Source organism: Waterburya sp. (assembly GCF_058530065.1).
Genome location: NZ_JBZNBU010000060.1, coordinates 1 through 14,123, shown reverse-complemented (window position 1 = coordinate 14,123; position 14,123 = coordinate 1). Strand labels below are relative to the sequence as shown.

The window sequence follows — 14,123 nt, the reverse complement described above, 5'->3', positions numbered from 1 at the left end:
TAACTTTTAAATGATATTAATTGAGTAGTCAGGAGTAATCTTTTAGCAGCTACTAAATTTATCTCATTAATTAATTAATTAATTTTTGCAAAAACCATTAATATTTTCCTTTTAAAAAGAGGGTTAGGGGAGATCGATAATCATCAATTCATCGCGAATAACAAAGCAGATCGAAAACTTTAAATAATCATGGATAATAATAAACCTTTAATAATCAATCATTTCGATCCCGAAATTCGCCAGCAAGTTTTACCCAAAAATCCTTTACTTTCTAGTCATAGTTTGCCCTTAAACGGCGTTAACTTTGAATATTTTCATTGCAGTGGCGAAAATACTCCGACTCATATTCATGAACATCATGTTATTACAATTGCTTATACGGAGGGAAAAACGGAACGTAAACTCGACCGTATTTTTCAAAAAGAACAGCAAAATTTAGGTTCATTGGGAATCATACCTGCAAAAATAGAACATTGTTCCACTTGGAAAGAGGATGTAGAATTCGCACTTTTCTCAATTCAACCCCAGATACTAGCTAATATTGCTCCTGAAACAGTCAACCCCGACAAAATCGAATTACTTCCCAAATTTGCTCAATCTCAAGATAACTTAACCGCCAATATCGGCATAGCAATCAAACAGCAGCTAGAAAACGATCCCGATGGTTGTGCTTTTTATCTCGAACATCTCTTTAATGCCTTATGCGCTCATCTAGTCCAAAATTATTGCTCCCTCACGCCAATCTTCAAACAATATAGCGATGGTTTAGCACCCTACAAACTCAAACAAGCCCTAAACTATATCAACGATAATTTAGATCGCCCTATCAAACTCAACGACATCGCCAAACTTCTAGATATCAGTCAATTCTACTTTTGTCATATGTTCAAAGAATCCACAGGAGTTGCACCGTACAAATACGTGATTCAACAACGAGTAGCAAAAGCCAAGACTTTAATCAAAAATAGTCAACTATCTTTAGCCGATATTGCCTACAAATGTGGGTTTAGTTCCCAATCCCAAATGACTAAACATTTTCGTAAATGCGTTGGAGTAACTCCTAAAGTTTATTTTCTTCGGAATCAGTAAGTATTCAATTTATCAAACAAACTATTAAATAACTTTTTATCAAACCATGACTAAACAAACCACCATCCCAAAACTAGATTTAAGAAAAGAAGAGGATTTTTATAAAACTAATCCCAGTTATTTTTTTGCTAAAATTCACAATACAAAATTAAACGGGCAGGGATTAATTCACACACGACATCCTGCTTGCGAGTACAACGAAGCAACTTATCAACAACACGCTATCATAGTTCATTTTCAACCAGAAAAAAACTCCCTCAGACTTATGGGTGATGTGGTGGAAGTAGAAAACGTCAACGTGGGAGATATTGCAATTATTCCCGCTAATGTAAATCACTGGCAAAGAATCGAAGCCAATGTATCTGAAGGTATTTTATTAACTATAGAGCCTCAGATTTTATCCCACATCGCTCGCGAGACTATTAACCCAGACAAAATCGAACTCTTACCCACTTTTGCCAAACCCGATCCTTTTTTACAGCATCTGGCTCTCAATCTCAAAGCTAACTTAGATTCTGGCAATGATTGCGACTCACTTTATACGGAATCTTTGTATCAGGCTCTATCAACTCACCTAATTAGGCATTATGCCACTCGAAACCTACAACTTAATAAAATTGGCGAAGGTTTACCACCCTACAAACTAAAACAAGCCCTAAACTACATCAACGATAATTTAGATCGTCCCATCAAACTCAACGACATCGCCAAACTTCTGGATATCAGTCAATTCTACTTTTGTCATATGTTCAAAGAATCTACAGGAGTTGCACCCTACAAATACGTAATTCAACAACGAGTAGAAAAAGCCCAGAATTTAATTAAAAATAGCCAACTATCTTTAGCTGATATTGCCTACGAATGTGGGTTTAGTTCCCAATCCCAAATGACTAAACATTTCCGTAAGTGTGTCGGCGTAACTCCTAGGATTTATTTCCTTAAATGTCAGTAGCGATTAATAAATATTTAGTCGATATTTTAATAATTAAAATACCTAAATAATCTGATTTTTACTTCAAGAAATGATTGCGGTCTTAAGACGTGATTAGATTATTTATCAATAATATTATTCTGACCTATCAAGAAAATAAAATTGTTGTTAAGACTAGAAAATATAATGTACTTTCAATTTAGAATACTAAAGACAAGAATTAAATAAAAGCCGCAAAAATCAATAAGAATCGTCTAGCAGCATTTAACTATACTCATTCCAGACTAAAAAAATCTTTTGACAGATTTAGACATTTGAAAATGTTATTGGGTTGTATTCTGTGAACATCTATTCTATAAATAGCAAGTAATATGAAAATATCCCTAGAAACTAATCAAAGTATTTTAATTATTAGTAGTGAAAAAGAAATTTCTCATGTATTAACTAGTGTTCTTAGACAAGAATACAAAGTTTTCTATTTTAAAGATGTGACGACAGCTATTAAGTATGAAGCTCCTATAACTCCAGATTTAATTTTACTAGAACTCCAAGATTCAACTACTGATAGTCGTATTATTTGCCAACAATTAAAAAATCACTTTCTATCCAGTAATATTCCCGTAATTTTTTTAACTAATGCTCATGATATTTTAGCTCGAAGTGAAATTTACAAAATTGGTGGAGTAGATTATATTCTTCAACCCTATCAAGAACAAGAAGTCCTCAAAAAAGTTAAAAATCAATTAATTATTCAGTTTGCTACAGACGGAGTTGAATTTTTGGAGCAAATACTAGAAGTAAAAATTCAAGAACGTACTGCCAAGCTACAAGAATATACAGTACAGTTAGAACAAGAAATCAAAGAATTTCAAATAACTAAAAAACAACTGCTCTACAATACTTTACATGATGATTTAACAGGTTTACCCAATCGTACTTTGCTAATATCAAAAATCGATGATGCTCTCCAGCGCATTAAGCGTAAATCTAATTATTCTTTTGCTTTATTATTTATTGACATAGATCGTTTTAAATCTATCAACGATAACTTGGGACATAGGATAGGAGATAAGTTATTAATTGCGATCGCCAAATTATTATCAGCAGAATTGCGAGATATAGATACAGTAGCAAGGTTGGGCGGAGACGAGTTTGTTATTTTGCTTGATGACATATGTAGTTTAGAAGATGCCACCTATATTTGCGATCGCCTTTTAACACAATTTAGATTGCCCATTGCGATAGAAGACTGGACAATTGCCCTGAGTCTGAGTATTGGTGTTGCATTTAGTTCTGATGACGACTATCAAGAAGCAGGGGAAATACTGCATCATGCGGATCTGGCAATGTATAGTGCCAAGAAACAACAACAAGCAGCTTATGAATTATTTCAGGATAATATGCTAGAAGCTTGTTAATTTTACAGGTCAATTAATTTAAGAAATTTGATTGATTTTCTCCAACAGCATTTGGACTGTCTCCGCATCTTCACTATAAGGAGCAATTTTTAAAAAATATTCTAAATCTGCTGCTGCTTCTTGCCAACGATTTGTTTGATAGTAGAGTAAACCGCGATCGCGTATTTCTCCAGCATTATGAGGAAAGAGTTTAATTATGCCACTCATAGTAGCGACTGCTTTTTCTATTTTACTGTTATGGAGATAAATATACTTGAGATTGTTGAGCATTCGAGCTAAAATCTGCTTGTTGCTAACTGGTGCGAGCCAATCGGGATCTAACTCTACTGGTTGTTGGTAAATTCTACTCAATTTTTTCTGACAGTCTTGCTCGAATAAAATTTCTCCTTGATTGAAAGCATCGACAAAAATACCCGCATCTTCAAAATCTGGACGAATCAGGAAATGTCCAGGCATACCAATACCTACCATCGGAAAATTCAGTCTTTGGGCTACAGCTAAATAAATTACCGACAAAGTGATGGGAATGCCAAACCGACGCTCGATAACTCGATTTAAAAAACTATTTTCAGGATCGTAGTAATTTTGCTTGTTGCCTTGAAAGCCCAAACCGTCAAACAATTCAAAATTAATTGCTTTAATTACTTTTAAAGGATATCTCTCTCCATCTATTTGAGATTCTACCTCAGTTGCGATCGCATCTAAAAAACCGAGATATTCAAGAATGTCTAGTTCTGGATATTCTGCTTTGGCATAATAAAGAGAAGCTTTGACTAAATCGATTTTCTCATCTGATTGATTGATTTCTCGGTAAAAATCATGCCACAACAATTGATTATCCATTATCTATAATCTATTTTTTAGATTTGCTTTGGAATTATCTTAATATTTTTAGGGCATTTGTTACGTATTTTTACGGAATAAAAATGAAAATATAAATTTTTTACGGCTTTTTTAATATTTAGTTAGCTTGCTACCATTGTGGAGAGCTAGCAATTAGGGCTTCTGCTTCTTCTCTACTTAAAGGTTTGGCAAAGAAAAACCCTTGACCATATTCGCATTCCAAAAGACGTAGTTGAGCTAGTTGAGAAGTAGTTTCAATACCTTCAGCAATCACATCCAGATTCAGCATATGAGCTAGGGTGACAATTGCTTTGACAATGGCAGAATTTTCTTCAGCGTGCATTTGGGTGATAAAAGAGCGGTCTATTTTAATGGTATCTACGGGAAAACGATGTAAATAACTTAAAGAAGAATAGCCCGTACCAAAATCATCAATGCTAAATTGAATTTGTTTTTTCCTCAAATGCAAAATAATTTCGGTGACAATATCTATATTGTTGATTAAAGTTCCTTCGGTAATTTCTAACTTAAGATATTTTCCTTCTAAGCCCGTTTCTTCAAGAATTGTTTCAATCTCTTCAATTAATTTAGATTCGCGAAATTGCAAGGCAGAAAGATTGACGCTCATTCTAATCGCTGGATGTTTGGGATATTTTAATTGCCAACTGCGGGTAACCTGACAAGCTTCTTTCAACAACCAATTACTCAAAGGTACGATCGAGCCAGTTTCTTCGCAGAGTGGAATAAAATCTCCTGGTTGAATGAGTCCTTTAGTGGGATGATTCCACCTTACCAAAGCTTCAAACCCCGATAAAATTCCTAATTTCAAAGAGGTAATCGGTTGATAATAAACTTCAAATTCTTTTCTTTCTAAAGCTCTACGAAGATCGGTCTCCAATTCTAATCTTCGCAAAGCGCGATCGCGCAAGGAATTATCAAAGACTTCATAACGAGCTTTACCCCTTTCTTTGGCAGAATACATAGTTACGTCTGCATCCCGTAAAATATCTTCTGGTTTTTCATATCCTACAGACGAAAGAGCAATCCCAATACTGGCAGTACTAAATAATTCGTAGCCATCAATATGAAAAGGAAAAGATAGAGTTTGATAAATACTTTCTGCTACGAGAGTCGCCTCGGTTTTGCTGGAAATATTTTCTAAGAGAATGGTAAACTCATCTCCTCCCAAACGAGCTACTGTATCCGTTGGGGCGATGGATTTTTCCAAACGGCGAGCAATCTGAATTAATAATTTATCTCCGACAAAATGCCCCGCACTATCGTTCACTACTTTGAAACGATCTAAATCTAAAAATAAAACGGCAAATAAATAATTTTGGTTATTCTGACTTTTTTTTAACTGTTGTTCCAAGCGATCTGAGAATAAAGCACGATTGGGTAATCCTGTTAGAGCATCGTGTAGAGCATCGTGACGAAGTTGCTTCTCCATCGATTTGCGTTCGGTAATATCAACAATTTGATTGTTAAAATGTAAGGGTTTATCATCTGCATCCTTAACCATTACCACTTTAAGTAAAGTATCGACTACTCGACCGTCTTTAGCCAGAAAGCGTTGTTCGATCTGAAAATCTGTATCTTTACCCTGAATTAGAGACTGCTCCAAACGGCGATGGGCTTCCCAGTCTTCAGGATGGCTAATCTCAGCAAAAGATAATGTTAACAACTCCTCTGGAGAATATCCCAAAGCATCGGATAAGGCTTGATTTACTCTTTGAAATTTTCCCTTAAGAGTGCTGATTGCCATGCCGATGGGTGCCATTTCAAAAGTCAGTCGAAATTGTTCTTCGCTTTTTTTCAAAGCTTCTTCAGCTTCTCTCCGCTTGGTAATATCTTCAGCAATGCCCACAAAACGATTAACTTTGCCCATCACATCTCGAACGGGAAAAGCTCGTACTCTTACCCAACAAATAGACTCATCGGGTCTAATAATGCGATATTCTTCTTCAAAATCGTCTCCCGTTCTAAATTGAGTTTCAATGGTAGCTAAAGCTTTAAAAGAATCTTCGGGATGAATGGCAAATAGCCAAGATTGAGGATCTTCATAGAGACTTTGACAACTTCGCCCCCAAACGGTTTCATAGGTCGGACTGATATAAAGTATCTCATCGGTTTTGGCAGAGATTACAAAAAAAACCTCGCGGACATTTTCAGCAATTTGCCGAAAACGAGCTTCTCTTTCAGATAATTGCTGAAATTCACTTCTAAGTCGCTGATTTTCCCTTAAAACTTCTTCAACTCGGTTCAAAAGAGCATTTTGCTGTTGCAAAATCCCTGCCATTTCCCGATCGGACATTGAATTGCTTATAGTTACGAGAATTACTCGCCTAGTATGCCCAAATTCAGACTAAAACTAACAATTAACTTTTTTAACCTATAACTCATAACTTCCAATCGTCCTGATTACTTTGCCCACAATTTCGCGATCGCAGTAAATGGAATTGGCAGCAGGAGATTCTAGATTTTCTGGACTAGCGATCCAGGTTTTTTGCGGAGCGAATAAAATTAGGTCGGCATTTTGTTGGGGTAAGGTTTTTGTGGGCTGTTGTTGGATACAAAGACTGGCATTGGTACTTAAAGCTCGCCAGAGTTCTAAAGCCGATAGCTTTTTAGTTGTTACTAATTCTTGCCATAAAAGAGGTAGAGCAAATTCCAAACCCACTGTGCCAGGGGGTGCTAGTCCAAAAGGTACGGTTTTTTCTTCGTAGGTATAGGCTCGATGGTCGATGGCGATCGCATCAATAATTCCCTGCTTAATACCAGCAATTAGGGCTGTTTGGTCTTCTGGGTTACCTAGGGGTGGTTCGAGGCGTAAATTGGGGTCATAATCTCCTGTTGCATCGCTATGGCAAAGTAAGTGCATCCAGGTGGTACTGGCAGTGACGGGAATATTTCTCCGTTTGGCATCGGCGATCAATTCTACTCCTCTTCTAGTGGAGACTCGCATAATATGTACTGGAGTGGGAATTTCGGCTACTATTTCCAAAACAGCAGCAATCATAGCAGCTTCAGAAAAACCAGGATTTCCTGATATTCCATATCGAATAGATGCTTCACCTTCTCGAATGACTCCATCTCCTGCTAGTTCGTTACGGTCGATCGCGATCGCAATAGTTTTTTGCCAGGGTCGAACGTATTCTAATAGTTGTTTCAATAGAGGAAGTTGACCTAAATTAAAGCGATCGTATAATCCCGCAACTTCTGATTTCAATTCAGCTAATTCATTCATCTTGCCCTCGCTACAAGCAGCCCCCCAAAAATGTAGCTTGGGTAAAGAATTTTCTCCTCCTTGATGGGCTTTTTGAGTAATTGCCCGCACCATTTCAATATTGTCTATAGAAGGAGTAGTATCGGGTAAAATTACCATTTGGGTAAATCCCCCTCCTTTAGCAGCCCGCAGTAAGTGTTGAATGCTCTCTCTAGCTTCGTTTCCTGGCTCTTGACTGTGACTGTAGAGGTCTACCAATCCTACCCCTGCAATTAAATCTGCCCCCGCAATAACCTGGGTATTATCTGGATAATCCCCAATTTGAGGCGCGATCGCTTCTATTTTACGATCGTCGATCAAGATATCGGTCGGGCGATCGATTCCTTGGCTGGGGTCGATTAATCTTACTTGTTGCAGTAGTTCCATTCTTAAATTTTATAAATCTATAATTTTCGCTCGAATAAAAGTTGACATCGTGTACTGCAGATAACCATAATAATAGTTTGTGTAAACTTTAGCTTTCAAATAAACTCTTGGCTAATGTTATCGTGATCGGAGCCCAATGGGGTGACGAAGGAAAAGGAAAAATAACCGATCTACTCAGTCGCTCGGCAGATGTCGTGGTACGCTCCCAAGGTGGGGTCAACGCAGGGCATACCGTCGTCGTAGCCGAAAAAACTTTCAAATTACATTTGATTCCCTCTGGGATTTTGTATCCCAACACAGAGTGTATTGTCGGTTCTGGAACAGTAATCGATCCTCAAGTGTTAATTGAAGAGATAGAGCAACTTAAAGCTCTAGGAGTGACGGTAGACAACTTAAATATATCTCAGACGGCTCATATCACCATGCCCTATCATCGCGAGATCGATATAGCATCGGAAGAGAGTCGCGGAGAATATAAAATTGGCACGACTGGCAGGGGCATTGGACCTACCTATGCTGATAAATCGGAGCGTACGGGAATTCGGGTTTTAGATTTAATGAATCCCGAACAACTACGCAAACAGCTTGGGTGGACAATTAATTATAAAAACGTAATTTTAGAAAAACTATATAATCTACCGCCTTTAGACCCAGAGAAAGTAATTGCAGATTATCTAAAATATGCGGAGTTTTTACGCCCCTTTGTAGTAGATAGTTCTCTCAAAATATATCAAGCAGTACAAGAGAAAAAAAATATCCTGTTTGAAGGAGCTCAAGGAACTCTGTTAGATTTAGATCACGGAACGTATCCTTATGTTACTTCTTCTAATCCCATCGCAGGGGGTGCTTGTGTAGGGGCGGGAGTGGGTCCAACGACAATCGATCGCGTGATTGGTGTGGCCAAAGCTTATACCACTAGAGTGGGTGAAGGGCCTTTCCCCACAGAATTAAACGATACTGTTGGCGAGATGTTGGGAGATCTTGGTGCTGAATTTGGTACTACTACAGGTCGCCGTCGTCGCTGTGGCTGGTTTGATGCTGTGATCGGTCGCTATGCAGTCAGAATCAATGGCTTAGATTGTTTGGCAATTACCAAGCTAGACGTTCTCGACCAATTAGATGAAGTTCAAGTCTGCGTGGCCTATGAAATTGATGGCGAAATTTGTCATCATTTCCCAACTAATGCCAGTCATTTTGCTAGTTGCAAGCCCGTATATAAATCTTTACCAGGATGGCAAGAATCTACTACTAACTGCCGTTCTTTATCAGATCTGCCGAAAAATGCCCTCAATTATCTTAAATACTTGGCGGAAATAATGAAAGTTCCGATTGCTATCGTGTCAGTCGGGCCTGGTCGAGACCAGACCATTATTGTGGAAGATCCGATTCACGGGCCTAAAAGAGCTTTGCTGGATGCAGATGGGACTCCAGTTTAAACTTGGCTCTATTTCAATCATCACTCAAGGACGAAGATCGTTCTTTGTTCTGGCACGAAAATTTTAAACCTTATTAGTTATCAAAACTATTAGTTAGAGATTATGAACATCACAGTTGAATGTAAAAAAAGACCTGAAGGGAGCAAACCCCGCGCTTTGCGTCGCGAAGGTTTAATTCCTGCTGCTTTATACGGACATGACGGAGCTAACTCCGTATCTTTGACTATTCCAGCCAAAGAGGCTCAAATGCTATTGAGACAAGCAGCAATTAACAATACTCTGATCGATCTTAAAGTTCCCGATATGTCTTGGGAAGGAAAAGCTTTAATTAGAGAAGTACAAGCTCATCCTTGGAAAAGAACTCTGAATCATCTTAGTTTCTTTACTGTTTCAGCCAAACAAACAGTTGAAATTGTCGTACCTGTTGTTTTGACAGGCAAAGCGGCTGGGGCAAAAGAGGGTGGCATTGTCGAGCAGATTATGACCGAATTGCAAATTTCTTGCTCTGCGGATAATATTCCCCAGTCTATTGAAATTAACGTTAGCAATTTTGAAATTGGTACTATTCTCCATGTAGGAGAAATTGTTTTACCTGAAGGGGTTTCTGCTTTAGACGATCCAGAGCGTACGGCTATTACGGTAGTTCTACCTGCTAAACCACAAACAGAAGAAGAAGTTGCGGTTGAAACTACAGAAGAGTAATTGATTAATTACGTATTTTATGTAATGCGATCGCCAGAGATTTACGGATCTCTGGTTTTTTAATTAATTACTTTGGCTGATATAAAATCAAGCGATTTCCCGCAGGATCGTAAGCATAAACCTCTTTACCATGGGAAGCTTCGATAATTTCTCCAGGAGGAGGACAGCCCAACGCCGTTAGAGTAGCGATCGCAGCTTCTAAGTCGGCTATTTGCAGACACAAACTCATAGCACTACTTAAATTGTTAAATTCTGCTTCTCGCTCTGGTTTGGGCTTGAAAATGGCTAGTCGCAGTTTTTCTAGTTTAAATTCTGTATAGATTTCAGGACGATGTACATCTGGTTGCTTTTGTAAAAATTTACTGTAAAAGTCGGTTAAAACTTGAATATTATCTGTAGAAATTGCTAAAAAAATCTCAGAATAATTAAAATTCATCTAATCTTTAAAGTAATTACTCGTAAATATATTTATAGTAGAAGATATCACAAAAAATATCTAGATTATTTTCCTATAGCTGTTCGGTCATAAGAACTGAAATACTATATTGAAATAGTATTAAATTTAACAACTATCGATTATTTAAAACAATATTGCAATTTCTCTTAGCTTACCAAATTAATTAACTTTCTCAATTATTTTAATTTTTTCTAACTTGGCTATGGTTATAATTTAAGTCAATTATTTATGTAGAAGTCTATCTAGAACTATTTCAAAGTAACTCTTTGAATTTAAAATCGCTATATCTCAAAATATTAAAGTTAAATCAGTTTTAAACATATTTATTTAACATGACGATCGAAGTCTTAATAGTAGACGATCAAAGGACAGTTCAAGAAATCCTTAAAGGTTATATTGAAGCCGACCCCAGCCTAAACTGCATTGGTTGCGCGAATAATGGTCAAGAAGCTTTGGACATAATTAAGGTCAATCGTCCTAATATTGTCCTGATGGATATTGAAATGCCTATTTTAGATGGTTTGACTGCCACTAAAATTATTTCAGAACAATTTATCGACACAAATGTTTTAATTATTAGCGTGCATAATGAAGACTCCTATTTGAATACTGCTTTGCAAGTAGGAGCAAAGGGATATTTACTAAAAAACACCCCAGAAAAAGATTTAATTAATGCTATTTACTCTGCTTATAAAGGATATTTTCAGTTAGGCCCTGGGCTATTAGAAAAATACTTGCATAAAGTTAGTAATTCTGAAGCTAACTTACAAGAAATACAACAGCTAAAAAATATGATTATCCAACAGTCACAATTTTTAGAAAATTTGCGCCAGCAGCAGGGCGGTAGAAATAATAATAACGGTAACTATGGGAGAAAAACTCCTAATAAAGAACGGAATTATTTGGAAGAACAATATATGAATTTAGAAAAACAAGTCTATACTTTAAGCAATAGACTAGATAAACTAAACAGAAAAATAGCTTTTCTTCAGCAATCTGGTATTTTTATTATTCTTTGTTGTTTTCTGTTGGTAGCTTTTGTATTTCTATTTAGCTTGTAAATTATAATTTGGACGATATCCTTAAATTAGATAATTAAGATCTAATTGGTTCGATCTATGAAAAATTGGCGACGATTTCTGGCGATCGCTTTACTAGGGATATTTCTCAGTTTGAGATTGAGTCAAGACCTAAAGGCGGAAATCGTTCCATCTCAATTGGTTCGACAAGCTCAGGTATACTATCATCAAGGGAAATTTCACCCCTCGCTTCAATTGTTAGAGCGTGCTAATCTTCTCTATCAACAAGAACAAAAATATTTACAGCAAGCTCAAATATTAGTTTTAACTTCTTTAGCCCAGCAAAAGCTCAATCTCTGGGATTTAGCAGAAGCCAATCTTGTCGAAAGCAGAAATTTATTGTCATCGATTGCCCCAAGCAACCATAAAACTCAGGTATTGGCTCAACTTTGGCATAGCAAAGGACAGTTTGAGTTTTTAAGAGGCAATGACCGACAAGCCCTAGAGTATTGGCGAGAAGCAGAAAAAAACTACCGACAGATAGAAGATACTACGGGCATTGCGGGAAGTTTGCTCGAACAAAGTCGAGTTTTATCGAAAATGGGTTTTTTTTCTAGAGCTTGCGATCGCGTTTTTATTGCTTTTGACCGACCGAACTATGATTGTGATAATTTAACCCCAGAGCAAATTAGTAATCTAATTAGTCAGAGCGAAAAATCTCCTCAACCTTGGCAAATTGAAGGACTGAATTTAATTAGCGAAAATCTGATACTCCAGGGAAATTTAGATCGAGCAGAAACATTTATTAAAGCCAGTCAAGAGATAAACTTGCGGTTTGCCGCTCCTTCTTCTGTAGCTGAAGCTAAAATTTTACTCAATTGGGCAAATTTAAACCAAAGAATGGCTTTTCGCAGCCAGAAAAATGGCGATCGCCAGGGTTTTGATACTCATGCTTCACAAGCTATTCAATATTATCGTCAGCTACAGGAAAATTCATCTTCTGCCAAAATTCTACGTCATTATCAATTAGCAGCCCAATTAAACTTACTTCCTCTTTTAATAGAGACGAAAAAATGGTCGGAAGCCCAAGCATTAGTAGCAGAAATTAAATTAAATGATTCTACTGCCCCTAGTAAAGAAGATTTACACACTCGATTAAAACTAGCGCGGAATTTAACTACCCTCAAACAACAAGCTTCCCTCAACTATACTTGGCAAGAAATTGCCGAGATTTATTTAAAAGTCATCCAACAAGCAGAAGAAATCGAGGCTTTCCGCATTCAATCTTATGGTTGGGGAGATCTGGGTGTTTTACAAACCCAGCAAAATCTTAACCTCAACTTTACTGCTCGACAATCAATGCAAAAAGCGATCGCTTTAGCCAGTAGAATTAACGCTCCAGAAATAGCCTATCGTTGGTATTGGCGGTTGGGACAAATTGAAGCTCGACAGGGAGTAAGAAATAAAGCGATCGCCAGCTATCAATCTTCTCTGGATGCTTTAGGTAAGTTGCGTAAAGATGTGACAGCCTTGACTAAAGAGCTACGCTACGACTTTTACGCCCAAATCGAGCCGATTTATAAAGAGTATGCCAATATTTTGCTCGACTCAGAGCGAGTTTCTCAGTCAGAATTAGCCTTGGCTTTAGATGCGATCGAATCTCTTCAGGTGGCAGAGTTAGATAACTACTTTCAAGATCCTTGCGTCATTTTTGATGTGACTAGTATAAATCGCATCGATCCCAATGCAGCAGCTATTTATACTCTAATTTTGCCCGATCGCCTGGAGGTGATTATGGCAAGAAGCAACCCCCTAGAGAATAATTCCCTTCAGATATTGCGCCGTCATAGAGAATTTATTCCTCAAGGGGAATTAATTAATAATATTTCCCAATTACGTCAGTATATTACCGAGCCAGACCGTACTAGAGAAGTACAAAAAATCTCTGCTAACCTATACGATTGGCTGATTAGACCCTTTGAACCAGAATTAGCGATCGCCAAACCTCAAAATCTGGTTTTTATCCTCGATACTTCCATGCAGACTATTCCCATGTCTGTTTTATATGACGGAGAAAAATATCTGCTCGAAAAATATGCGATCGCCATAACTCCTGGATTGAGATTTTTAAATCCTCAAGGAAAAGCGGAAAACAATTCCTATCTGGCTGGGGGAATTACCCAAGCTTTGTCAGTACAAGAACGAAAATTTCCTGCTTTAAAAAATGTAGAATCGGAACTAAATATATTTCAAAAAACTAAAGCTCCCATCCTAGCAGACGATCTTTTTACTCCTGCCAATCTACTCGATCGCATTAACTTCAATTCTGTTTCTCACGTTCATATTGCTACTCACGGACAATTTAGCTCTAATCCCGAAGGAACTTTCTTATTAATGTGGCAAAAATTATTAACTATCAAAGAATTTAGCAAAATCTTTTTGCAACGCAACCAAGTTAGCAGTATCCCTATCGATCTATTAGTTTTGAGTGCTTGTGAAACTGCATCGGGAGATAAGCGTGCTGCTTTAGGTCTAGCTGGTGTTGCTGTTAGGTCTGGTGCTTTGAGTACTTTAGC

At 37.3% G+C, this 14,123-nt stretch carries 11 protein-coding genes; 7 read left to right on the top strand and 4 right to left on the bottom strand.

The annotated features are described in order from the left end of the window. Positions 1-189 precede the first annotated feature (189 nt). The 3 genes from AC33VI_RS04050 to AC33VI_RS04040 all read left to right on the top strand — a co-directional run bounded on the left by AC33VI_RS04050 (position 190) and on the right by AC33VI_RS04040 (position 3,438). Complete coding sequence (locus tag AC33VI_RS04050) at positions 190-1,089, top strand: AraC family transcriptional regulator (protein ID WP_491780989.1); 900 nt, start codon at positions 190-192, stop codon at positions 1,087-1,089. A gap of 46 nt (positions 1,090-1,135) precedes the next feature. Next, the gene (locus AC33VI_RS04045) at positions 1,136-2,041 is read left to right on the top strand and encodes an AraC family transcriptional regulator (RefSeq protein WP_491780988.1); all 906 of its coding nucleotides are present in this window, start codon (positions 1,136-1,138) and stop codon (positions 2,039-2,041) included. Positions 2,042-2,391: 350 nt separating this feature from the next. Further along, on the top strand, positions 2,392-3,438 hold the full coding sequence (locus AC33VI_RS04040; protein WP_491780987.1) for a response regulator: 1,047 nt from the start codon (positions 2,392-2,394) through the stop codon (positions 3,436-3,438). An 18-nt stretch (positions 3,439-3,456) separates the two neighbouring features. On the opposite strand, the gene AC33VI_RS04035 is transcribed toward AC33VI_RS04040, so the two are convergent. The 3 genes from AC33VI_RS04035 to AC33VI_RS04025 all read right to left on the bottom strand — a co-directional run bounded on the left by AC33VI_RS04035 (position 3,457) and on the right by AC33VI_RS04025 (position 7,933). Then, positions 3,457-4,281 (bottom strand): SirB1 family protein, encoded by an 825-nt coding sequence (locus AC33VI_RS04035; protein WP_491780986.1) that lies wholly within the window; start codon positions 4,279-4,281, stop codon positions 3,457-3,459. Positions 4,282-4,411: 130 nt separating this feature from the next. Then, positions 4,412-6,595: a sensor domain-containing protein gene (locus AC33VI_RS04030; RefSeq protein ID WP_491780985.1), complete on the bottom strand. Its 2,184-nt coding sequence runs from the start codon at positions 6,593-6,595 to the stop codon at positions 4,412-4,414. Between the two features lie 78 nt (positions 6,596-6,673). After that, the gene (locus AC33VI_RS04025; RefSeq protein WP_491780984.1) at positions 6,674-7,933 is read right to left on the bottom strand and encodes a dihydroorotase; all 1,260 of its coding nucleotides are present in this window, start codon (positions 7,931-7,933) and stop codon (positions 6,674-6,676) included. Between the two features lie 107 nt (positions 7,934-8,040). Here AC33VI_RS04025 and AC33VI_RS04020 point away from each other — a divergent pair, with 107 nt between their 5' ends. Both AC33VI_RS04020 and AC33VI_RS04015 read left to right on the top strand, forming a co-directional pair. Then, the gene (locus AC33VI_RS04020) at positions 8,041-9,369 is read left to right on the top strand and encodes an adenylosuccinate synthase (RefSeq protein WP_491780983.1); all 1,329 of its coding nucleotides are present in this window, start codon (positions 8,041-8,043) and stop codon (positions 9,367-9,369) included. Positions 9,370-9,471: 102 nt separating this feature from the next. Beyond that, complete coding sequence (locus tag AC33VI_RS04015) at positions 9,472-10,071, top strand: 50S ribosomal protein L25/general stress protein Ctc (protein WP_491780982.1); 600 nt, start codon at positions 9,472-9,474, stop codon at positions 10,069-10,071. A 67-nt stretch (positions 10,072-10,138) separates the two neighbouring features. Here the strand turns inward: AC33VI_RS04015 and AC33VI_RS04010 are convergent, their stop codons facing one another. After that, positions 10,139-10,507 carry a VOC family protein gene (locus AC33VI_RS04010; RefSeq protein WP_491780981.1) on the bottom strand — a complete coding sequence of 123 codons (369 nt, stop codon included), beginning with the start codon at positions 10,505-10,507 and terminating at the stop codon, positions 10,139-10,141. Between the two features lie 353 nt (positions 10,508-10,860). Here AC33VI_RS04010 and AC33VI_RS04005 point away from each other — a divergent pair, with 353 nt between their 5' ends. Next, positions 10,861-11,589, top strand: a complete 729-nt coding sequence (locus AC33VI_RS04005) for a response regulator (RefSeq protein ID WP_491780980.1) — start codon at positions 10,861-10,863, stop codon at positions 11,587-11,589. A gap of 57 nt (positions 11,590-11,646) precedes the next feature. Then, the coding region (locus AC33VI_RS04000; RefSeq protein ID WP_491780979.1) for a CHAT domain-containing protein at positions 11,647-14,123 on the top strand (2,477 nt) is incomplete at its 3' end.

Bases quoted from the DNA above. Each gene is read 5' to 3' on its own strand.
- AC33VI_RS04025 (WP_491780984.1), bottom strand. From the start codon at position 7,933: ATGGAACTACTGCAACAAGTAAGATTAATCGACCCCAGCCAAGGAATC.
- AC33VI_RS04045 (WP_491780988.1), top strand. From the start codon at position 1,136: ATGACTAAACAAACCACCATCCCAAAACTAGATTTAAGAAAAGAAGAG.
- AC33VI_RS04035 (WP_491780986.1), bottom strand. From the start codon at position 4,281: ATGGATAATCAATTGTTGTGGCATGATTTTTACCGAGAAATCAATCAA.
- AC33VI_RS04050 (WP_491780989.1), top strand. From the start codon at position 190: ATGGATAATAATAAACCTTTAATAATCAATCATTTCGATCCCGAAATT.
- AC33VI_RS04040 (WP_491780987.1), top strand. From the start codon at position 2,392: ATGAAAATATCCCTAGAAACTAATCAAAGTATTTTAATTATTAGTAGT.
- AC33VI_RS04010 (WP_491780981.1), bottom strand. From the start codon at position 10,507: ATGAATTTTAATTATTCTGAGATTTTTTTAGCAATTTCTACAGATAAT.
- AC33VI_RS04030 (WP_491780985.1), bottom strand. From the start codon at position 6,595: ATGTCCGATCGGGAAATGGCAGGGATTTTGCAACAGCAAAATGCTCTT.
- AC33VI_RS04005 (WP_491780980.1), top strand. From the start codon at position 10,861: ATGACGATCGAAGTCTTAATAGTAGACGATCAAAGGACAGTTCAAGAA.
- AC33VI_RS04015 (WP_491780982.1), top strand. From the start codon at position 9,472: ATGAACATCACAGTTGAATGTAAAAAAAGACCTGAAGGGAGCAAACCC.